The sequence below is a fragment of the Paenibacillus sp. J31R109 genome, assembly GCF_059692055.1.
Genome location: NZ_JCAUAR010000008.1, coordinates 163080 through 185696 on the forward strand (window position 1 = coordinate 163080; position 22617 = coordinate 185696).

Annotated in this window: 14 protein-coding genes and 1 pseudogene; 5 read left to right on the top strand and 10 right to left on the bottom strand. The window is 48.8% G+C overall.

Translation table 11 applies throughout. The annotated features are described in order from the left end of the window. Positions 1-34: 34 nt before the first annotated feature. From AC58QT_RS20770 to AC58QT_RS20795, 6 genes are all read right to left on the bottom strand, one after another. Positions 35-2314, bottom strand: coding sequence for a helix-turn-helix domain-containing protein (locus tag AC58QT_RS20770; protein WP_497410699.1), 2280 nt, complete (start codon positions 2312-2314; stop codon positions 35-37). 47 nt (positions 2315-2361) lie between these two features. Next, positions 2362-3747 (bottom strand): sulfatase family protein, encoded by a 1386-nt coding sequence (locus AC58QT_RS20775; RefSeq protein ID WP_497410700.1) that lies wholly within the window; start codon positions 3745-3747, stop codon positions 2362-2364. Positions 3748-3809: 62 nt separating this feature from the next. Then, entirely contained in the window at positions 3810-4682 is an 873-nt protein-coding gene (locus tag AC58QT_RS20780; protein WP_497284902.1) for a carbohydrate ABC transporter permease, read from the bottom strand. 13 nt (positions 4683-4695) lie between these two features. Beyond that, positions 4696-5664: an ABC transporter permease gene (locus tag AC58QT_RS20785; protein ID WP_497410701.1), complete on the bottom strand. Its 969-nt coding sequence runs from the start codon at positions 5662-5664 to the stop codon at positions 4696-4698. A 96-nt stretch (positions 5665-5760) separates the two neighbouring features. Beyond that, positions 5761-7305, bottom strand: a complete 1545-nt coding sequence (locus AC58QT_RS20790) for an extracellular solute-binding protein (RefSeq protein WP_497410702.1) — start codon at positions 7303-7305, stop codon at positions 5761-5763. Positions 7306-7487: 182 nt separating this feature from the next. Then, a complete protein-coding gene (locus tag AC58QT_RS20795) occupies positions 7488-8417 on the bottom strand; it encodes an N-acetylneuraminate lyase (RefSeq protein ID WP_497410703.1) in 930 nt (309 codons plus the stop codon). Between the two features lie 76 nt (positions 8418-8493). On the opposite strand from AC58QT_RS20795, the gene AC58QT_RS20800 reads away from it, so the two are divergent. Beyond that, on the top strand, positions 8494-9387 hold the full coding sequence (locus AC58QT_RS20800) for a helix-turn-helix domain-containing protein (RefSeq protein WP_497284909.1): 894 nt from the start codon (positions 8494-8496) through the stop codon (positions 9385-9387). A gap of 115 nt (positions 9388-9502) precedes the next feature. On the opposite strand, the pseudogene AC58QT_RS20805 reads toward AC58QT_RS20800, so the two are convergent. Together AC58QT_RS20805 and AC58QT_RS20810 are read right to left on the bottom strand one after the other, a co-directional pair. Continuing rightward, positions 9503-10540 (bottom strand): annotated as a pseudogene (locus AC58QT_RS20805) (sialidase family protein); the annotation flags it as partial. After that, complete coding sequence (locus tag AC58QT_RS20810; RefSeq protein ID WP_497410704.1) at positions 10518-11681, bottom strand: MFS transporter; 1164 nt, start codon at positions 11679-11681, stop codon at positions 10518-10520. The pseudogene AC58QT_RS20805 and the gene AC58QT_RS20810, both read right to left, overlap by 23 nt. 212 nt (positions 11682-11893) lie before the next feature. Here AC58QT_RS20810 and AC58QT_RS20815 point away from each other — a divergent pair, with 212 nt between their 5' ends. The 4 genes from AC58QT_RS20815 (at position 11894) to AC58QT_RS20830 (ending at position 16656) form a co-directional block, all read left to right on the top strand. Further along, positions 11894-13609: an ABC transporter substrate-binding protein gene (locus AC58QT_RS20815; RefSeq protein WP_497410705.1), complete on the top strand. Its 1716-nt coding sequence runs from the start codon at positions 11894-11896 to the stop codon at positions 13607-13609. Positions 13610-13790: 181 nt separating this feature from the next. Further along, complete coding sequence (locus tag AC58QT_RS20820) at positions 13791-14774, top strand: ABC transporter substrate-binding protein (RefSeq protein WP_497410706.1); 984 nt, start codon at positions 13791-13793, stop codon at positions 14772-14774. 34 nt (positions 14775-14808) lie between these two features. After that, the gene (locus AC58QT_RS20825) at positions 14809-15570 is read left to right on the top strand and encodes an IucA/IucC family C-terminal-domain containing protein (RefSeq protein ID WP_497410707.1); all 762 of its coding nucleotides are present in this window, start codon (positions 14809-14811) and stop codon (positions 15568-15570) included. A gap of 138 nt (positions 15571-15708) precedes the next feature. Then, entirely contained in the window at positions 15709-16656 is a 948-nt protein-coding gene (locus AC58QT_RS20830) for a helix-turn-helix domain-containing protein (protein ID WP_497410708.1), read from the top strand. 361 nt (positions 16657-17017) lie between these two features. On the opposite strand, the gene AC58QT_RS20835 is transcribed toward AC58QT_RS20830, so the two are convergent. Both AC58QT_RS20835 and AC58QT_RS20840 read right to left on the bottom strand, forming a co-directional pair. Continuing rightward, positions 17018-17851, bottom strand: coding sequence for a phytanoyl-CoA dioxygenase family protein (locus AC58QT_RS20835; RefSeq protein ID WP_497410709.1), 834 nt, complete (start codon positions 17849-17851; stop codon positions 17018-17020). A gap of 176 nt (positions 17852-18027) precedes the next feature. Further along, positions 18028-22575, bottom strand: a complete 4548-nt coding sequence (locus AC58QT_RS20840) for a polysaccharide lyase family 8 super-sandwich domain-containing protein (RefSeq protein ID WP_497410710.1) — start codon at positions 22573-22575, stop codon at positions 18028-18030. Positions 22576-22617 lie beyond the last annotated feature (42 nt).

Below are 22617 nucleotides of genomic sequence, written 5' to 3' on the forward strand. Positions count from 1 at the left end.
TGAAAAAACAGCTGTATACCCGCACTAAGCCGGTTTACAGCTGTTTCACTCCTCGAATTCGCTTTCGGTATTCGCCCGGGGGTACACCCGTATGCTCCTTAAACAGCCGGATGAAGTAATAATCCTGATTGTAGCCGACTAGTCGCCCAATCTCTCCTACCTTCATCTCGCTCTCCGCCAGCAGCAGCTTACTCTTCTCCATACGAATGCGCGTGACATATTCCATGAACGTTTGGCCCGTAGTCTGCTTAAACAACCGACTTACATAGGCCGGGTTGAGGCTGAGTGCTTCAGCGGAGGAGCTGAGGGATAATTCGCCTGCGAGGTTATTCTCGATGATCTGAAGCAGCCGCTCGATATGGCTGATCTGCTTGGAGTCTTCTTGATCCGAATCGCTGTGCTCCTCCGACGCTAGCTTCACCATCCTTCTAAACCAGGCATACATGCTATCGGGGTCGGCTATTTGCATCAACTCTAAGTACAATTTCTCCTCCGGGATCAAGGGGCTCCCCCCTCTAGGGGGCTGTCCGTTCAGCCGATTCAGCATAAACGACAGCAATTGCACGCCCAAAGCACGATGCGCATCTATGGCATAACCGGAATACTCCTGTAATTCCAGCTGCAAGGCGTCGATCACCTGAATCGCCTGATCCGCATTCCCCACTTTGATATAGTCGCACAGAAGCTCCGCCTTCGCTTGCGGGAATGCGAACTCATTCGCCACTACAGGCTGCTGCGCATTCAGGCTGCTGAGCAGTGCTTCCCTCGCCATCGTATACGCTTGCGGCAAATCGCTAATCTCCGCACAGCCGCCACCGTAGCCGACAGTCAGCGCTTCTGGTGAAGCCTCGCGAAGCCGGTCGGACACGACCTGCGCGATGCTGACTTCCCCGTTCTCCGCTGCGCTGCTTCCTGAAAACACCCGCGCCATCTGAACTTCGTCCACCCAGACGGAGAATCCTTCGAAGCCGGCCGTTGCCGTCTCCACGAGTTCCCTCACCTGTATACGGTGGAAATCAGCCTCGAGCGTTCCCTCTGATTCTCCGCTTGGCTGCGTCTTCATCTCGACAACCATAACCTCATAGGGACCAGGCCCCAGCGGTATTTTTAACTGTACAAGCTTGCTCTGTATCTCTTCTAGCGAGTACTTGTTCGGTCTCAGCAGCGAGTAAACGAATCGTTCTTTGTATACGGGAAGGGACTCCTCCCAGCGAAGCCTATACAAGTCTCGCTCTTCCATCGTTTCCTTAACCGGCCTATACAACCGTTTAGACGACATATAGGCCATCAGTCCAGCGATGAGTAGCATGATCAGCCCGATGTAGATGATCACTTGTCTTAGGAAATTCAACGAACGGTCCAAGCCCTCCAGCGGAACGACATGAAGAACGGTCCAGCCGAGCCATTGACTCGAAGCGTAGATTGCAAGCGACGGAACATCCGCAATCGACAGATTAAAGGAACCGTTCTTGCCGTATTCGATTTGCTCCGTTTCCTTACCCAAGTAGCTATCGACCGCAGGACTCTGAGCGTCATCGGTTTCATGCAGCTGAATCTGTCCCTTGTTCGAGAGCAGGTAGACCCTGCCTGAACCGCTGAGCCGGTTCAGTACTTCCTTGTACATCAACTTCTCGTTCAGATTCACGACAAAAGCATTATCACCCACACCGGTCGGCATAATGACCGTCAGCACGTGCTTGAAACTTCCATCCCTCGTCTTCGCTCTTCGCGAATCGAGAATGACAGGAGCTGGAAGCTCTTGCTTCTTCAACGAGAGACGCCAATCCTGATCATAAAACTGATCAAATAGGAAGAATGTCCCCGCCGCAGAGCGATCGCCGAACGCAAGTACTTTATTTTGCCCGCTATCATAAAAGTACAGTGAATCAATGAACTGGCTAGAGAGCATAAACATGGAGATGCTGTCCATCGCCCTTGATTTCTCGACATAATAACGGTACGACTCCTGCAAATCATCAGGAGGAATTTCCCCTGTTAGGTTCTCAAAATAATCCCCCTGCGGGAAAATTTCGAATCGGCGGAACGTCGTATTCAGTGTAAGCTGGCGGCAGGTGTCCATAATCTGTTCGACGATAATTTCCAGTGCATTGATCGTCTGCCCAACGTACTGTTGACTCGTTTGCTCCGCCTCGGACCGAAAGGTTTGGCTTACCTGAATATAGGAAATAACAGACATGGTCAAAATAGGAACGAGGGCTACGACGTACATCCATAAGATGAGCCGTGTGAACGATAATCTCTTCTTCTTGCCTTCCCTCATCGTTGCAAACAGCGCACGCCACAGATGACGCATAGACTTCCTCCTTCCTCCTAATGGTTGCTATTTCGACTCACTAGCGATTAGTAACACCGTGAGATGCCGCTTTTCTCTTGATTTCGTCTGGCCTGTTCATCGATGGCTGCAGGATCATTAATAACGGCCAGCAGCTCGCGATGCATCTCCTGCAGCTTGCCCGCCATGTCTGCTCTCCCTGCCAGATTCTCGAGTTCACCTGGATCCTTATCCACCTGGAACAGCTCCGGTTGTTCTGGATACTCGACATAGTAGTTATATTTGAAATGATCTTTTTTGACCATAAAGGCAGCCTGAAGCATCCCCTGTGCATGGTACTCACTGAATACGACACGCGGAGACTCATCTAAGTCTCCCTGAATCAGCGGCACTAAGCTCTGCCCAGCTAGTTGAGATGGGGACTGAATTCCTGCTAATTCCATAATCGTCGGAATGAGATCAACTAAGCTTACATTATGAGATATGCTGCGTCCTCCTAAGGATTCCGGCAGCCGAATTATCATCGGAATTTTCACCGACGATTCATAGAAGCACTGCTTTTGCCAAATGCCGTGTTGTCCGGCCATCTCGCCGTGATCACTAATATACACCACAATGGTGTTGTCCTTCAGCGAAGATCCATCGATCACGTCCAACATCCGGCCTAAGTAATCATCAACTAAGGTAATTAAAGCATAGTAAGAAGCGAGCGCCGTACGCACTGTCTCCTCTGGCACTTGTTCATCATTGCGGAAGGCATAGCGCATCTGGCGAATGGCCGGGTGCTGATCCTCCAACGTCTCCTCTGTCCAAGACGGCAGCTTCAACTTCTGCGGATCGTACATCCGGTAATATGCCGGGGGTGCGATCAGTGGAAAGTGAGGGAACATGAGACCGCTGACCATCAGCCATGGCTTCTCCTCTTCCGCAGCTGCCTTGGACGTTAAATAGCGTACTGTGAGATCAGCTACGTTAGCATCATATTCTTGCCAAGACCCTTGCCCCGGGCCGCACTGCGTGACGTGGGAATTACTTCCCCTTCTCGCCTCCGGCGTCCGCTTAGGTGTCTGATTATAGCTCTTCCAGCTGTCCATATCGTCAAAGAGTCGCTTGCCGAACCCATGCAGCCTGTCTTCCCCAACCATGTGCATGCGACCGCAGAGCACCGACTCATAGCCAGCGGCTTCAAAGTAGTGGGCGAAGGTTGGTGTCACCGAAGACAACGGCGAGCCATTATCCCATCCCCCCACTTGAAACGCATGCTGTCCAGTAAGAAAAGACATACGGGACGGAACGCACATTGGCGAGTTGCAATAGGCGTTGTCGAACCGTATCCCCTCTGCAGCCAGCCGGTCCATATGCGGCGTCTTGACTTCGGGATGCCCGTAGCAGCCCGTAGCGTGTGCCGCATGCTCATCGCTCATGACAATCAGAATGTTAGGCCTGGATTTCATTGCGTTGCCTCCGTTTGTTCATTTTAACCCTATCACCGTTCAAGAACAACTTTACACATTTACTACCCTTTAACTGACCCGATCATCGCGCCTTTGACAAAATATTTCTGGATGAACGGGTATACGAACAGAATTGGAATCGTGCTGATCATAATCGCAGCTGCCTTAATCGTAGCAGCAGGTGGTGGAATCTCGTTGGTTGGCATAAGATCCTCTTGTGAAATACCGGAGGACAGAATGTTGCGCAGAATCAGCTGCATCGGGTACTGTTTCACATCATTCAGATAAATCGCTGCATCGAACCAAGCGTTCCAATGGCCTACTGCGTAAAATAAACCGATCGTCACGAATGCTGGTTTGGACAAAGGCAAGATAATCCGCCATAGAATGCCTGCCGCATTAGCGCCGTCCATAATCGCCGCTTCTTCGATTTCTGCGGGAATGTTCATGAAGAACGTCCGCATAATGAACATATTCCAAGCGCTGACCAATCCTGGGATAATTAATACCCATATCGAACCCTTCAGGCCGATGGCATCCATCAGCAAGTAAGTAGGAATCATCCCGCCGGAGAAGACCATCTGAACGAAAATAAAGGTCACGATCGCATTGCGGCCGGGCAGAGTCCGGCGCGCCAGTCCGTAAGCGAGCATGGACGTTACAATTAGATTAAGCGCGGTTCCGACAATGACACGGAATAAGGTAACTTGATAGGCATGAAAGATTAAGTTGCTATCTTTCAGGAACATCCGGTAAGCCAGTAAATTCCACTGCTCTGGGAAGAGAATGAATGCGCCTCGACGAACCGCCTCCGCTTCGCTCACAAAGGATGTGGCGAATACCGTCCAGAAGGGAACAAGGAAGATCACACACAGCAGCACAAGAAACGCGTAATTAAACGCCGCAAACAGCTTTTCACCCTTAGTTGGTTTCATCTAGATGCTCACCTCACCAAATGCCTTCTTGACCAAGCCGCTTGCTCAAATAGTTCGTGCCGAGGATCAGGATCGCTGCGAACACACTTTTGAACAGGTTAACGGCTGTAGCGAAGGAATATTGAAATTGAATAAGTCCCTGGCGGTACACAAAGGTATCGATAATGTCCGAAGTCTCATAGACAGGCGGGGAATACAACAGAAACACTTGCTCGAAGCCGGCATTGAGCAGTCCACCTACATTGAAGATAAACAAGATGACGATGACGTGTGTAATGCCTGGGAGCGTAATATGCCATACTTGGCGCCACTTTCCTGCACCATCAATAATCGCAGCCTCATATAGTTGCGGATCGATAGCTGTTAGTGCCGCCAAATACAGGATGCTTCCCCAGCCCACCTGATGCCAGATATGCGAGCTTACAAGGACACTGCGGAAGTAATCGTTGCTGCCTAGAAAATGAATCGGTTCCTTCCCGAACAAGCGGAGCATTTCGTTAACCAAGCCGCCGTCCGTGGACAAGATGTTCATCACAAGTCCTGAAATAATAACCATGGATAAAAAATGGGGCAAGTAAGAAATCGTTTGCACAAACTTCTTGAACACGTGATGCTTGACCTCATTCAGCAACAGTGCCAGAATGATTGGCGCCGGGAAACCGATAAGCAACTTATAGCCGCTAATCACCAGCGTATTCCTAAGCACATTCCAGAAATAGATGGAATCCATAAAGTTCGTAAAGTGCTTGAAGCCCACCCAAGGGCTGCTTATGATTCCTTGAATGCCATCAAAGGGTGAAATATCCTTGAAGGCAATCACAATGCCCGCCATCGGGACATAGTCGAAGATGAGAAAATAAAGCAGGCCCGGCAAAATTAATAAATAGTAAAATTTATGGTGACGTATGGCCACCCAGCGGCGGCTTCCTCTTTTTTTCGATTGAATAGTTGCGGGATTCAGTGACGGATTATTGGTCATCATGCGCTCCCTCCTCCTTCCGATGAATAAACAACGGGGATGCACAAAATGTGCATCCCCTGCACTTGACGCATAGAAGAGACGAATGCTGGATTCAAGCTACTTCTTCAATTTATTGTACTGTTCCGTCTTAGCATCGATGAGACTGGTCATACCTGCCTTGTTCAACTGATCGAGGAATTTGTCCCAATCGCTCATCGGGCGCGCACCCATAATGAACTTCGTCACTTCTTCGTCCCGCAAACGTTTGATATCGCTCATGGATGGTACTTTCTCCGTTAATTCTTTCGTGTCATACACAATATTGTAGTCGAAAGCCATTTTCCCGGAGTCTAGCTTCAATAGCTCTCCACGTAGGAACTCTTTATGCATCTTGTTCATACCGTCGTTAACGTCTGCTTTGTTCTCGTTCGAAAGCGCCATACCCCAGGCAAATTCGCCGGCATACTTGCGATCCTTACTAAGCTCGTAAATGGACTTCGGAGTGATCCATTTCCAATCCTTATCCATCATGCCATATCGGGTAATGATATAGTTATCAATATCCTGATAAATCCAGTTCATGTACTTGATTGCGGCTTCCGGATTTTTTGCCTTTTTGCTAATTACTGTACCACCCGTACCACCCGGGTTAATCGTTTGTGTCTTCCCTTTCGGACCGGTCAAGCTAGGTACAGCAATGTAGTCCATTTCTGGAATACTCGTTTGCACCTTCGGCAGCTGCAGGGTCGTGTGCGAATACCAGCGGGCAGACGTACCTACGCGGTTCGTCTTCAGCAGCTCCAGCGCATCATGCTTTGCGAAAGCTTCTTTATAGATGTAACCCTTCTGGTACCAGTCGGCCATCTTAGTTACGAATTCTTTATAGCCCGGTGCGAACTCGACTGGTTTTACCTTCTTATCTGACGGATCAAGCCAGTCGCCGTAGCCTCCGTCAACAAAGCCCGCTGCCAACGACATCGTCAGCCCTTCAAGGTTCGTCGAGATCGTAATCGTATCGTCCTTGCCATTGCCGTCAGGATCCTTTTCCTTAAAAGCTTTCAGAATCACTTCTAGATCATCGATCGTCTTCGGCGTCTGCAGACCTAGCTTCTGCATCCATTCCTTCCGAACATAGATCGGATACGCAGCCGTCAGCGTCAGACGGGGAATGCCCCAGATCTTGCCGTCCTTATCAGTCATCATATCCCAGGATTCCTTCGGCCAAGCCTTCTTAATGTCTTGACCATACTTATCAAGCAGATCGTTCAGAGGAATAATCGCACCCTTACTGGCGTAATCGGTCCAACTAGCCTGGAACACGTCTACCTCATCATTAGAGGAGAGAAGTAGGTTCAACTTCTCCTTAGCCGTTTCGCTATTAGCCGGAGGAACGATAGCGTTTACATCAACGCCCGTTTTTTCTAAGATATACTTTTTGACCTCATCTAAACGTGCGGCTTCACTACCTTGCGGCATGTCGTTCAAAGCCCCAGAGTTCGCGTAGAATGTTACTTTCGCTGGCGCTCCTTTAGCCGTACTAGTAGGACTTGCTCCCTTCTCACCAGTTTCCCCAGTGCTTCCCCCTGAGCTGCAGCCTGCGAGTAATGAGATGGAAACGAATGTGGCAACGCCTGTTTTTACAAATCTTTTGCTTGAAACCACGGGTAATACCTCCCTTAATTTCTATTGTTGTAAGCGCTATCTTTTGCCTGCCAAGTGAGTATATCACCGTTATTTCCGGCTAGAATATCATACGATTTTGATAAAGGTACATAAATTTTTGATATGTCAAAAATTTATGCACCTAAAGCGTATCCTCTATTATAGTGCTGCTTTGTTTATGCCTAGCCGATGGACTGCTTAAGGGTATCCGCCTTTAACACTTCATTTGATTGGAAGAATGATTCGATCTTCCGCTTCTCGTCCGCCGTCAATTGCTTCAGCGGTTGACGAATGAACGGCGTGCGGAAGACACCCTGCAAGTACATGACATACTTTTCGTACGCCATCACGTCAATGGATATAAGTTCCGTAATAACTTCATTTGCCTGAGACTGAAGAGCTGGCATTTCTTCCCATTGCTTCGATTGCGCTAGACTGAACAGCTTAGCGAAAATCCCTGGCATAATGTTGAATGTACTCCCGATTGCTCCGTCTGCACCCATAATGGCGCCTCCCGTATAGACTTCGTCATGTCCGTTGAATATGAGGAAGTCCTTACCGCACTTGGCGCGAATTTGCTCCATCTCGAACAGGTTGAGCGAGGTGAATTTAACGCCGATACATTTCGGATGCTTCGACATCTGCTCATAGAAGTCCATCGTTAAGCTGACACCGGTCGCACCTGGAAAATGATATATTATCATAGGCAGTGGGGTGGAAGCCATGACATCTTCATAATGGCGCTTAATCTCTGTCATAGACAGCTTGTAGTAGAAAGGCACAACTGCTGATACGGCATCGACATTCATCTGTTCGGCATGCTTCGCAAGCTTAATGGTCTCCCGCGTGCTGATGCAACCTACATGCGCGATCACCGTGCCACGGCCCGCATTCACACGAACAACCGTTTCCAAGATCTGCATGCGTTCTTCCAATGTCAATAAGAAACCTTCCCCTGTGCTGCCGCCTACATAAAATCCTTTCGTTCCCTGACGCAGCTGATGCTCCACGGCTTGCTCAAGGGATGCAAAGTCAATAGCTCCATCTTCCATCATAGGGGTGAGAAGTGCAGTGAAGGTACCTTTAAATTTTTCCAATGTTTGATTTGTCATGGGAATTCACTCCTGTATGCTATATTTTTGTTATAATGATGACATCTTAGCTCGATTAGGAAGGGATGCTTTCTTCTTGGCGGAATATCCTCGTTATTTAACTGAATATCCGAATGCCGACTCGACGTTTCCATTTTTCATGAAAATTGACCGGCACAAGCAAACCCATATTACACCTCACCGGCATGATTTTCTCGAACTTAGCTTGTTTGTGGAAGGCGGCGGTGTAGAAACCATCAATGGCCAGCGTCACACTTTGAAGCCAGGCACGATGATGATGCTTCTGCCCTACCAAATTCACGAACTTCAATATGAGCCTACGGTACTGCCTATGATGTATACTTGCAACTTCGATATCGAGCTGCTGTCCGGAAGCAATGAAGCCGACTGGGGCTTTCAAGCTTGGCTTGATGCACAGTCCGAGGCTCAGGCACCCTATATCCACCTAGATCCGAATGGATTAAGCCGAATGAAGGAGCTCTTCGCAGCCATGTACGACGAGTATATGAGTGATAGTCCTTGGCGCAAATATAAGCTGAAGGCGATGCTGATCGAAATCATCGTCGAATTCGATCGACTTCGTCTGCGGAGCATGCCGATGATAGAGAAGTCGACCACCGTGCCTGTCATGGCTGGCACCGGTTCCAACCGCAAGAACATTTGGCCAGTGATTCAGCATATCCATGCCAATTACCGGGAGCCATTAACGCTAACTGAGCTTGCCCAGCAGTTTCACTTCAACGCCACCCATCTGAGCGAATTGTTCAAAAAGCAGCTTGGACAGAACTTTGTCCATTTTCTACATGAAGTCCGCATTCGTCATGCCAGCAGCTTGCTCTGGTCGACCGAGCTGCCCGTGTCCGCCATCTCACTAGAGGTCGGCTTCGGATCCCTGCAGACGTTCTCCCGCATCTTTCGCCAGCTGAAGGACTGCACACCGATGGAGTATCGACGGAAGCGTCAGGCGTGAAGCCCTCTACGCCCTCCATGACCCAAGCCCAATTGAACCGGGCTAACGTCATTTTGCGTTCATCCGCCTGCTCGGTCTTTGCTCCTCTTTCATACAAGCACAGGATCGAACCGTCGGCTGCTACCGCTAGGTCAGAATATTGCGCCGGTCCTGGCTCCAGCGACTTGCACGCCGTCCAGGTGTGACAATCGTCCACGCTCGCCTTGATGGTTAAGCCCCGGCGTGCGTAGGGATGAACGGTCAGCTGCTCGCTAACCTTGGTTGTCCGTTGTGGCCCCGTCAAATCAGACAGGTTGGCGAACAGAATAGGTGCGACATCAACCCCCTGCTGCTCCGGCAGCTTGATAATGGACCCAAAACAGATGGGATCCGGCAACGCCTCGTCATAATAAGGCTGCGACCATGCCGTCGCCCCATCTGGACTGGTAGTAATCAAGCGGCGGAACGTATCGGATTCGGTTCGCACATTGAACAATACGCTGCCGTCTGATAATTGCACCGGCACGGTCTCATTCGGATGCAGCACGGCGTCCGAAGAGCGCACGACGAATTGTCCTGGGTGCCACGTCTTCCCATGATCATCGCTATAGATGGAGACGACATCGGATGGTCGATGACCTTTTTTCCCGTTTCCAAACTCTTCCCCTGTGCCTAGTGATAACCACACCGGTATGACAAGACGTCCGCTCGTGAGCTGGATGCCGTGTCCTGGACCGGGAGCAATAACCTTCCAGTCGTACTCGGACCGATACGTCTCCATGACAGAAGTAATCTCGACAGGCTCGCTAAACGTTGACCCTTCATCGTCGGATTTCATCGCATAGAGCCGTTCATAATTCGTGCAGTACAAGCAGTGTACGTCCCCTGTCTCCATGTCGGCAAACAACACCAGATTGTTAATCGGCTCCTTCACACTGTAGCGCTCATATCCAACAAGAATTTCTGGTGCATCCCAAGTGACACCGTTATCGAAGCTGCGCCGCATGACGATATCTATCGGATCCCAGTCGCTCCCTCTTCCCTTGCGTGCGTCATACCAAGCGATTACAGTTCCTCGCTTCGTTGTAATTAATCCCGGAATACGGAACACCGCGTAACCGCGATCCCCCGCCGTTTCAAAATCCTGTTTCTCACAAAATGCTTTCTGTGCCATGTACAGCTCTCCTCTCACCTCTGTTTTTTGACCACATCATCGTTAGCAATGTACCGATACAAGCGAGTCCGCCGCCTGCCAAATACACGACGTTAGGCTCAAACCGTCCCATCCCCCAACCTCCAACAGTACTTCCGATGAATCCGGCTACGCCTGCGAATACCGCTGTGAACACCGCTTGACCCGTAGTCTGCAGATGCTGCGGTACTAGCTTGGATACTTGCAGCACGACTGTGACATAGAGGATGGGGACGGTCACTAGATTCATCGTTTGATGAAGAATCAGCCAGAGCGGATCTTTCATCCATGCCAGGGTGATCCAGCGGAGAACGAACATCCAGCCGGCAAACACCAGCAGCTGCGTTTCCCCATACCGCCGGAGCAGCCATCCCGAGCCATAGTAGGCTGGAATCGAGCATAACGTGGCTGCCCCCCAGGCTAGACCGATCTGAAAATCCGTCGCGCCCTGCATTTTCATATAAACACTGAACAACTGATCATTCATGCGAAAAGGAATAGCCATGACTGTCACTGCAGCCACAAAACCCAGATACGTTCGGTCACTCATTAATTCCCTGAGATGCCGAAGCTGCATCGACTTCACCTGGTGATTCCCCTCGCTCGGAAGCTGTGCCCCGATGAGAATCAGCAGTAAGATCACTATCGCGAAAACAGCTGGAAGCGTAGCAGTGCCCCAATAGCTAAGGGCCGTTCCGAAGAGCAGACTGCCTACCGATAACCCAACGGAGCCCCATAACCGAATGCTCCCATAGCTTGCGCCTTTGCGTGTCGAGTAGACAATCGCCATCGTATCCGCCAGTGGTGTAAGCGGAGAATACACGAACATGAATAAGGCGTACACGACGAAAATCGACATCAGTGCCTCCATGCGGAACATCAAGCTTCCTGCAGCCAGTGACAACGCCAGCAGTATGAGAAGCAACGGCTTCAACTTGCGCCAGCGATCTCCCACCACTCCCCACAGAGGCGGTGCCACGATCGAGGCAATAGCGCCCGCGGATACGAGCAACCCTACCTGTACAACCGTATAGCCCTCATGCTGGAGAAATAGTGGCAAATAATACAGAGCAATGACCGTGAGCAGCGCTTGCACAAAATAATACGATGACAGCGCCCTCATCGCAGGTTATGCCCCAATAGAGACGGCATACATACACGCTCCTTTCCACCTCTTAAGTCTACTTCTCCGCAGCCTGCCGAACATCTCAAAATTTCGGCACTCTTTCATTTGTTTTTGGTAAAGAACATGTTCTAAGCGCATTCGGATAGTGGTAAGATGATAGCATATCTCGAAGTAATAAAGATGGACCTAACAGGAGCTGACATCATGTTATGATTGTGGAAAATCACCTTATACTTTGGAACCAGGCATCGTTGAAAATAATTGAGGTACAGCGGGCAGAATTACCGATCGGTGAGTATTTGCATACATCCAAGCTTCTGTCGAGTGCCCTTTTATACATCATAAAAGGTCGTGCTCGGCTCTTACTGGATGGGAATGAGCATCATGTGGAGAATGGCTATGTTTGTCACGCTGGCAAAGGAACTGTGCTTACTATCACCGACATCACTGATCCTGTCGAATATTACCTCATTATGTATAAAGCTTCTCTACCGCTGCCATGCAGTCAAGATCTGATTCAATTGCTGGCTCGTACAAAACCGTTTGATAGCAAATATGCTTGTGTAGTCAGTCATGCAGCTCCGCTGCTCAACACTTTATCCCGTATGGAGCAAGAATGGGAACAGCCTGAAGCTATGGCAAGATTGCAGGTTAAATCGTTATTTTATCAGTTAATTTGCGAGCTAATGGGACAACTGCAGCACCAGCAAATGGAGCAGGATTCTCCAGATATGGTTCTGCAAGCTGTTAGATATATAGATGAACACTATGCCGAACCGATTACAGCCGACACACTTGCTATGCTATTCAACAGCAGTTCACGAACCATGCAGCGAATGTTCAACAAGCGACTGGGTCTTGGGCCAATTGACTACCTGATGCAGATACGTATAGACAAGGCCAAGGAATTGCTTAGCGGTACAAAGGCAGGACTCAAGGATATTGCCGAAGCCGTCGGTTATATGGATAACTATTATTTCAGCCGATTATTTAAACGGTACACTGGCGTTTCTCCAAGCATGTATCGAGAATCCATGCAACAAGCCTTAACGGTTAGCAGTCCGATGCATGCTCCCTTCCATCGCTCACAACCGACGATTATCCATCTAAAAGGTGAACTGATACTCCAGCGACAGCCTGAGAAAATTGCTCTGCTGGATCCCCAGTTTTTGGACCATTTTCTGGCGTTAGGTGAACAGCCAGCCGGCAGCGTTATGGACCCCGATGATCTGAGTAACTTTCCAGAGTATCTGTTCGGAAAGCCGCGTGAGGTGAAAGTCTTAGGCACGATGCATGGTCCTGATCTGGAAGCGCTGCGCTCCTTGGCACCCGATCTGATCATTTGCACCGAGATCCAGAGCCACATTTTTGCCAGCCTCACGCAGATAGCGCCGACCGTTATGCTGAAGCGAAATCGCGACTGGAGAGAAACGTTGCGAACCATCGGGCGGATCATGGGTAAGAAGTTAGAAGCGGAACAGGTCATACAGCTCTATAAAAACAAAATTAATGGGCTGAAATCGCAACTTGCAACCAAGATGTCTGGGCAGTCGGTAACATTGATCAGGCCGTTAGACAATGCGATTAGACTGCACACATGTGCCCATCGTACGGCGGCAATTCTATACACCGATCTGGGGCTGAATCCGCCTAAGCAAGCGGTTGACCGCAAAAGGACGAGCTCGTTGATTTCTTTGGAGGGTTTGCCGGAAGTGGATGCGGACCATTATTTCGTATTGACCAACAACCACTATAAATCTTGGTCGGATGAGCTTCAGACTACGACGACATGGAGAAGTCTACGCGCCGTAAAGCAGCATCATATTTATCACGCCAAATCGAGCATTTGGATTGCTTATTACGGCCCGATCGCGATGAATCACGTGGTTGATTCCGTAGCGAAAGCTTTCTTAGATGCCAAGTAATTCCTTACACATACAAACACTGTTCGTTCAGGATCTACTGATCCTAACAACAGTGTTTTTTGGTGTCGCCACAATCCATGCAGATTGGCGCAAATATCCATGGAAGATCACTGAATGAATCGTTATAGTATTGTAGATGACGATGAGTCTCATTCTCAACAAAATGGAGGAATAATATCATATGTTTTCAAAAATGAAGTTTATATCGACCTTTAGCTTATTACTCTGTTTCGTTATCTTTTTGAGCGCATGCGCCAGCAACTCCACGCAAAGCAGCAACAATGCTGGGACAGGAACGACGAATCCAGTTGCTACTACTACGCCATCCGTCCCTGCAGCACCGGTTACCATTCAGCATTTAAAGGGTGAAATGACACTCAAGGAAGTTCCCAAGAAAATTGTCGTGCTTGACGTTCAGTTCGCTGATCAAATGCTAGCGTTAGGTTTTAAGCCGACGGGCAGCGTAATTGCCGAAACCGACAACGGTCTCCCTCCCTATCTGGGGGATAAAATGAGCAATATCCCGTTGCTTGGCACTTATTTGGAACCAAATATGGAAGCAATCGTTGGATTAGAACCGGATCTCATCATCGCTACGGACGCTCATAATAAGATCTACGACAATTTAGTGAAAATTGCACCGACGATTGTCCTACAGCGCACTGAGGACTGGCAGACCGTGCTATTGAAATTTGGGCAAATCTTGAATAAGCCGCAAGAGGCTCAACAAATCGTTACTAACTATAAACAAAAAGTAAGCGATCTAAAAACAACATTGGCAAAGAAAATGAATGGTCAAACTGTTGCCTTGGTCCGTCCTAGAGATAAGTTGATTCGTCTTCAAACGACTGCACATCGAACTTCACAAATCCTATACAACGATCTTGGCCTGACTCCCCCTCAAATGTCCGTTAACGCAAAAGAGACAAGTGTCATGATTTCATTTGAAGTTCTCCCTGAATTGAACGCTGATCATATGTTCCTGCTTCAAGACGAGACGAATTTGGAGTTAACAACACAATTTCAAAATACGCCGATCTGGAAAAACCTGAAATCCGTTAAGGATAACCACGTCTATTCGGAAAATACAGCGCAGTGGATCGGTTATTATGGACCCATTGCCATCAATTTAGTTGTGGATCAGATTGCCGCTGCGCTTAAATAAACCATTTTAAACAGAGAGACCTAGGAGGTTGTGTATGAACAAGCAGTCACGGCTTGCACTGGATGAATGGGATTACTTGAGTGGGCAATTTAGCTTGAGTGCATATGAGGCAACCCCTCCTGCTTATTCAGTGAGAGCCTTGGACTTGCTCGATGTGGAGATGTGCTCCGAATATTTGGACCAGCTGACAGTGCTTCTACAGTCTCCGTCGAGGATGATCACAGCTTCGCAATTTTTCAAAAGATATGCCGCCTTAACCGCTATTCCGCTGCTTTATGCCATGACCGTGTACAACAAGGGACTCGATTTATCTGCCGACAATTGCGCTCTCGCCTCTTCGCCTGGTCAATCCTGGCTCAAGAATGTCAGTCTTTCCGATATGGATGTTACAATGCCCGAAGCTGGCGAACGGCCTATTTGGCGCGATGCGGTTATTTCATCACTTTTTGCAGAGAATATAGGGAAAATAATAGCAGTCATGTCTAGCGTGGCCAACGTACCTAAATTGATACTATGGGAAAATGTTGCGGTTCGTGTGTACTCGTTATACGAGAAACGAATCGGGGTAACCGAAGAACAACCTGAGCCATTCCGCGCAGACTTCGAGTATCTGATTCATCAGGCTCCTGGCGCATTATTCGGGGAAAAAGAAAATCCATTAGGCCGCTTTTATCGTAAAGCGACTACCTCATCCGTATCTACAACACCCCTACGGGTTCGCCAAACTTGCTGCTTCTATTATGAGGTCTCCAGTATCAAGGAATACTGTACGACTTGCCCCAAGTTGCTGGTTTAAGTTACGTAAGATTCTTAATGGCATTAACAAACAAAGCGCCTCCTTGTTCCTTGGGTGGCGCTTTGTTTGTTGTTCATACTACTCAAGGGGATTATCGCTTGTTATAATGGTTATAATTCTAGACAGGAGGGGACTTGAATGCAGTTTGAGAAGCTGAATCATCAGCTGGCTCAAGTAGACATGTCGGCGGCCGAGCGGATTAAAACATATTTTCAATTCGTCTGCGATCGTTATTCTGTCGGTTTGAACTTGCACGACATCGCTGGGCTTAGCGAAATGGATAGCTCGCTATCCATCGTATTCTCACCTTATCTATATCACAATAATCCCTTCTGTAATTACGTGAAGAGGTTTGAGGCTACCTTTCAAGCATGTGCCCGCAACAAAGCAGTATTATGCCGTATGTGTACAAGGTCAGCCACACCTTTATACGGCTCTTGTTATATGGGTATTGAAGAACTAAGATTCCCTATTCATTGGAAGGGACGATTGCTTGCCTTCCTGTGTGTTGGACAATTCAGCACAGATCTCGAGGCCGCCTCACAACGTCTAAAGACGCAGGCAGCCAAGTATGGCTTAAATGCAAATGAACTCGAGCAACGATTTCTTGCTACCACTCGTCCACTCGATCTTAATATCGGGGAATTGCATGCCCATATCGGGATGCTGACCCAATACTTGATTCTTCTTTACGAAAATTTCCTGTTAAACACCCATCACGGACAAAGCATGGATCAGCGCGCTGAAGCTCATCAACGAAGCTTTATCGTGAGTCGAACCCTTCACTATATTAAAGAAAATTTTACCTACCCAATCACATTAAGTGCTCTGGCAGGTATCAGCTTCTGCAGCGAAACTTACCTAAGCCATCTATTCAAGGAAACAACCGGGTCAACGATCACCGAATATATCAAAGAATTAAGAATTCAAAAAGCAAAAAACTTGTTAGATATCACGACCTACTCGATTACTCTTATCGCACACCAGTGCGGCTTCAATGACTCTAATTATTTCTCCAGAGTGTTCCGTCAGCAGACCGGCATGAGCCCGAAGCAGTATAGAGGGCGGACTAGTGATCGTATTTAAGTAAAAAGAGGATGTTCCAAAAGTCAATTAGACTTTTGGAACATCCTCTTTGTTTCGTTCACGCGTTTCTTCCCTTGCGCACAATTTTTGTGCGCTAGTGTGCGATGGTCGAACGCGTTACTTCCCTTGCGCACAATTTTTGTGCGCTAGCGTGCGACGGGCGACTGTGTCACTTCCCTTGCGCACAATTTTTGTGCGCTAGCGTGCGACGGTCGAACGCGTTACTCCCCTTGCGCACAATTTTTGTGCGCTAGCGTGCGACGGGCGACCGTGTCACTTCCCTTGCGCACAATATTTGTGCGCTAGCGGTCGAATGGGGAGTCACCCTACGTTCGCAAGCGTCAGCATGGTTCATGCTTTTTTATTCATACACGCTCTTACCATTATCCTCGACCAGCAACAGCTGCTTCACGGGCACCATGGATGGCTCGGGCACGTAATATTTAAAGTAATTACTACTGATGTCACCTAATAACTGACGTTGTATCGGATTAGCTCCTTCCAGCAGTTCATCCGAAGCCTTATGGTAGTCGATAGGACGCATCCAAATTGGGCTATATCCCATAAACAGTTGGCGACGCGTATGCTCTGAACGGTTCGGCGCGCCGGCATGCCACAAATTTTGACCGAAGATAAATACATCACCAGGTTTACCGCAAACCTGAACTTCACCGTCCAAGGGAACATTCACATCTCCCTGTACAGGTTTGTATCCTGGTTTATTGTGACTGCCTGGGATGATTTTGGTGTTTCCTCGATTAGGTTGGCTCATGTCACTTAAGATATAGCAAGCTTTTACATAGTACAATGAAGTCAAACCTGCGATGGAAGGGAAATGCGGATTAGGTCCATCTTGGTGCCAATCAATGAAACTGGCTGTTCCCGTTTTCTGATCATTCGGATTAGGCTTGCGCACGGTCAGATGGGAAATATGCAACTGTATATTGTACCCCAGTATGTTAGCCATTAACCTCGTTACAGTAGGCTCATCAATCAGAGAGAGAAACTCCTTGTCTCTAGCTACCGAATGATACCAATTATAACTTAAGCTCTCCTCTTCCGCTGATATCAACCGATCCACCGCTGAATTGAGAAGTTCTACCTTCTCTGCACTAAGTACATTGCGTAAAATGACATAACCATCTGTTTGAAACTGTTGAACCAATCCTTGAATATCTAGTGTTTGTTCTACCATAAGAGTAAGTCCTCCTTCAATTAGATAGCCTCATTTTACCGCGATGTTTCCCCTACTTACCTTCACATTGTTTCGAATTATTAGCATTATTTTTAAGTAAAATAGCCTCTCATTTAAAAAAATGAAAGAGGGTGTCCCCCAGCATTCAGGAGGCACCCTCTATGAAATCATTTTCTTCAATTATTCCTTCCAAAATCAATCTCTACCTTGCCGATTTGCGGGTTCCACGGATTTAAGCTTGTGTTGCGGAATACAATCTTTAGATAAGTCAGCCCCGATGGGATGGAGGAGGATTGATAGACGATCTTACTCCAGTAGGTGCTATCCGGTAGCTGTGGTCCAAAGTTGATTTTTTCCATGGAAAGCTGCTGATAAGTAAGTCCATCCGCCGATCCGTATACGCTAAAGTCAACCGTCGGTTCTCCTTGCCAGAAGTAACTCGTAATCTGATAGGAGGTCATTTCGAGTGGTGTTCGATAGACAATCGCTTCTTCCGTGCTCGTTCTCCTCGTGAGTCGCCCCGCATCTCCGTACATCTTATCACTATTTGCCGTGTCAATCTTCATATCGGTTCCGTTCTTATACAGCAGATTAAATGAATTGAGTTCATCGGTCAGTCTGCCTGGGATAACGACAATGGCCTTCACTGACTTCCATTCGTAAATCGCAGTAATCTCCGCAAGCCCGCTGCTTACAGCAGTAACTAAACCAGTAGCGCTCACGGTAGCAATCGCTGGATTGGAGGAAACATAACGCACACCATTGGTTACAGGACCTAGCAATTGGTTATTGTACACAGCCGTTACAACCGATTGGTGGGTTTGCCCTACCGCTAACTCGTAGGAGATGCTATCCAACTGGAGGGACGAAACGGTCTCCACAGGAACACCAAGCTTCAGTTTCGCTTTCATTGTTTTTCCGGCAGCTTTATTCACATAAACACTCAATTTAATCGTTGGATAAATTTGCGTAATCGTCACGTTGGGATCAGCGGATAGAACAGCTGCCGCTCCTTGATCCACCTCGATCTCAAGACTAGCAGACTGCGCTTGGGTCGGATCAGAAACGCCGATTTCAAGCTCATCTCCCGTCTGCCGAACCATGACGGACGACTTGCCGGATGCCGTGATGCCTCCCGCTGTCTGTACGGCGTCATTCCAGAAATTCGCTGCGGTAATCTGCAACTTATGATCTCTCACAGCCTGAACTGCCGAACTGTTCACGAGAATGTCGACGTCTGGGTTAGCCGCATATTGCCCTACCTGAGCCGCTGTTTGATTCGGCAGAAAAACATATTCGTACGCTTGGTTCGCTGGATTCACACCGTGATCAAGCCAAATCGTTGCATAATTCCGTGTAATCGGATCTGCGGTGCCATACATCGCATTCAAGCGACTCCAAGTGCCTGTTCTCGCTTCCCTTAGTCCGTTGACCATCGTCGGCTGCGGGAAGTAATAACCCCCTGTTCCTTCGAGTTGAATCCAGTTAACTCCGTTCATTTCCTCCTGCCACCCCAAAGTGGAAGGCTTCACTGTGCCGTTAACCGTAAGCGTTTGATTACCTGTTGCATTCAGCATCCGATTGTCGACAATCGTTTCAATGGTACGGTTATCAGACGATTGAATGCCTGCACCAAGTGCAACGATTTCGTCATCGAACATAAACCACGACTTCTTAGCTGTAAGCGTCGAATTGTAGGCTTTCAACTCCATACCAGAAGCACCAAACTGATTGCCTAGTTCTGATCCTCCTACCCAGTTATTCGGTGTATACTTATTCGCTTCGGACTGGTTCTCCGGTCGTACACGCGTATCTACCGTCGTTCCTGGCATGCGATACGGATTCACGGTCGGCCAGAAGCCATCTGTATATGGACTGCTATCGCCATTATAGAAGTACGTTGTGCCTTCTCCCGCATACCAACCCGTGTTGTTCTCGCCATTTCCTTGCTCATAGTTCAGAATACGGCTCGAATCCATCGCCAATCCGAAAGCATAATCCGTTCCTGTATGAACAACGCGATCCATGCTCGCATAATTTCGATGTGTCGCTGCTGCCTCGCGTGGCAGGATGGCCGCATTTTGAAGAACGTTCTTAGCTAACGGAATCGCGCCAAGCGGTAAATCTTTATACAAGCTTTGCGCCTCAGCTTCTCCTTGAATCCAACCCTTCACCATACGTTTAAAAGCAAGAGCTGACCGCTGCGGAGCAAACTCGCTCAATTTGAGAATTGCCGCAATAATATCATGGCCGGCATTCAGATCGGTCTTTTGCGGCCTGGAGATTTCTCGGCCTCTCACCATATCCATGACCGCTCCCTTGTACATGAGTGGTTCGAAGCTGTCAAACACCGTTTGAAATAGAAACTGCTTCGAGGTCTGATTCAAGTCCCATTGCGACTGATCGAGCAAGTAGACCAAATCACTTATGCTGGCGAGTAAGGACTTTCCGTAGCCGCCTGTATAAGGATGCGCGACGTGAGCGATAAAGGAACCATCCACGTAGAAGCCGTCGCTAACCGTTACATATTTCAGTACATCTGCAAGAGCGTCTCTAGAAAGCATAAGTGCGTTACTATCTTGCGTTACGATGCCTCGGACCGCGACCGACGTGGCCCGCCATACTCGGTTAGCCCCTTCATCCGTATACCCGACGCCATTGGCAGGGGTCGGACAGGCATTTTCAGCTGCGTCCATATAATGCTTGCGCTGCTCAGCCGTCAGTTGGTCATACATCAGCACAGTGATATCCGTCACTTGCATTGGGGTAGCAATTTGGAAGTTGTAGAATTCATTATTGTACCCTTCAAGTGTCGAGGATTCATTGAACCAGTTCGTATACAACCAGTCCATCGCACCTGCAATGTCCTGTGCAAGCGTCTCGTTCTGGTACAGAGTGCTTCCTGGCGTTGCAAAGGCAATTGCCATGGTCCGTAGTCTGGCATAGCTCGTTACGACTGACGTGGAGTTTTGCGTGCTGAGATCACTCCAAATGGACGTACGCGTCGGCGTTGTAAGCATCGAACTCCACTGGGCTTGAGCCGAGTTCGTCCGTTTGGTGAAGGCCGCTGCTACATCGGCATCGTTTAAGTCCAGCGTGTTGCCGCCGATGAGCTGTGTTTTCCATTTATCTCGGAGCACACGATACGGATCCGTTACTTGCACCTGCAGGGAAGCGGTCTGACCTGCAAAAGTAATTTGAATCTGCGCCGTACCTTCCGCCAAAGCAGTTAGTTGGCCTTGCGCATTCACTGCAGCGACTTCAGGATGATCGGATATGTAAGCAGCCGTTAGGGTCACATCGTGAACCGTCGTATCTTGCAAGACCGCCGTGGCATGCAGACTGCGGTTTTGCTTCACTTCCATCTGAAGGCCCGAGGCTTCATTGACCTGAAGAGATTGCATTTGCGCTGGTGTCACCACGACGACTGTCGACTGTGCGACTTGCCCTTGATAGGTGGCAGTAATCGTTGCATTGCCTGCCTGCGTGGCGTTTATTACGCCCGTTGATGCATCAACGGCAACGACTTGTGGAGCTGATGAGCTGTAAGAAGCTCCGTTCGTAACCACTGCGGTCGTTCCTCCTTCATAAACAGCTTGCAGAACAGATGAATAGCTTGATCCTGCCGCCATGTAAAGCTGATTTGTGCCAAATTGAATATGATCCAGTCGCTTGCTGACTGTTACCGGCACCGTTGCCGATTTTCCTTGATAAATGGCGGTGATCAGGGCGGTACCGATATCCACGCCTGTCAGTTGTCCCGTACTCGCATCGATGGAAGCGATGCTCGAATTGGACGATGCGTAGACAGCTTCGGCAGGAAGCGCCGAAGAGGAGCCATCCGCAAGCACCGCGTTGGCGACCGCTGCCGTTTGCGAACCGCTGTTTACGGCATACGCTGGTTGAGCGAACGCAATGGAGCTTACCTGCGGCACTACGGCCGGGACCTCGATCAATTGGATATCATCGATATAATGTTTGCTGCCCGCTACAGCTGCTGTTGTATCGGATAGATAAATCGTCACGTTGGTATACACGCCTGAGTTGAATGTGCCACTGGTGTACAATTGCCAAATCGGATTCGCATTATTGGTTGTCTGTACACGGCTATTGCTAAGTTCCACCGCTGCTGCATCATTCCTAGCGTAGACGCGAAACCCGCCGCCGCTCTTGGCGTAGAAGCTAAGTTTGTAGTTCGTATTCGGCAGCACGGGAATATTCACTTTCTTGGAATTGCCGAAACTGGCTTGCGAAGTGAGTCTTAATGATTTGCTTCCCGAATACTTCTCCTCGGTAACGATCGCAGAAGCAGAACCTACGCTCCATGCGGTTGCATCCTGTTCAAATCCAGGATTAACGAGCGGGTTGACGGTCACCACAGCGCTAGCCGTCTGACCTTGAAACAGCGCCGTTACGTAAGCGTTTCCAGAAAACAAAGCTGTTGTAACGACACCTGCGTTATTCACGGTCGCCACGGACGGACGAGAACTGTAGTAGCTGGAACTTGCCGTCACATTCGCTTCACTGCCGTCCGCGTATTGGGCGGTAACAACAGTCGCGTGCGTTTGATTCCCAGACAGCGAATAAGCATTCGAGTCCAAACGAATTGAAACCAGTGCAGGACCCGAGCTGGCTTGAGCGGCAGGAGTTCTCCACGTTACTCCTGCTAGCTGAACCAATAAACAAAGGATGAGCATCACAGCGCTTGCGGGCTTGCTTCTCATTAAATTCCCTCCTATTTGCTATGAGAGTAGTATGAAAATTGC

Excerpts from the sequence above, each read along its gene's own strand:
- AC58QT_RS20770 (WP_497410699.1), bottom strand. The coding sequence starts at position 2,314 with ATGCGTCATCTGTGGCGTGCGCTGTTTGCAACGATGAGGGAAGGCAAG.
- AC58QT_RS20775 (WP_497410700.1), bottom strand. The coding sequence starts at position 3,747 with ATGAAATCCAGGCCTAACATTCTGATTGTCATGAGCGATGAGCATGCG.
- AC58QT_RS20780 (WP_497284902.1), bottom strand. The coding sequence starts at position 4,682 with ATGAAACCAACTAAGGGTGAAAAGCTGTTTGCGGCGTTTAATTACGCG.
- AC58QT_RS20785 (WP_497410701.1), bottom strand. The coding sequence starts at position 5,664 with ATGATGACCAATAATCCGTCACTGAATCCCGCAACTATTCAATCGAAA.
- AC58QT_RS20795 (WP_497410703.1), bottom strand. The coding sequence starts at position 8,417 with ATGACAAATCAAACATTGGAAAAATTTAAAGGTACCTTCACTGCACTT.
- AC58QT_RS20810 (WP_497410704.1), bottom strand. The coding sequence starts at position 11,681 with ATGAGGGCGCTGTCATCGTATTATTTTGTGCAAGCGCTGCTCACGGTC.
- AC58QT_RS20815 (WP_497410705.1), top strand. The coding sequence starts at position 11,894 with ATGATTGTGGAAAATCACCTTATACTTTGGAACCAGGCATCGTTGAAA.
- AC58QT_RS20820 (WP_497410706.1), top strand. The coding sequence starts at position 13,791 with ATGTTTTCAAAAATGAAGTTTATATCGACCTTTAGCTTATTACTCTGT.
- AC58QT_RS20825 (WP_497410707.1), top strand. The coding sequence starts at position 14,809 with ATGAACAAGCAGTCACGGCTTGCACTGGATGAATGGGATTACTTGAGT.
- AC58QT_RS20830 (WP_497410708.1), top strand. The coding sequence starts at position 15,709 with ATGCAGTTTGAGAAGCTGAATCATCAGCTGGCTCAAGTAGACATGTCG.
- AC58QT_RS20835 (WP_497410709.1), bottom strand. The coding sequence starts at position 17,851 with ATGGTAGAACAAACACTAGATATTCAAGGATTGGTTCAACAGTTTCAA.
- AC58QT_RS20840 (WP_497410710.1), bottom strand. The coding sequence starts at position 22,575 with ATGAGAAGCAAGCCCGCAAGCGCTGTGATGCTCATCCTTTGTTTATTG.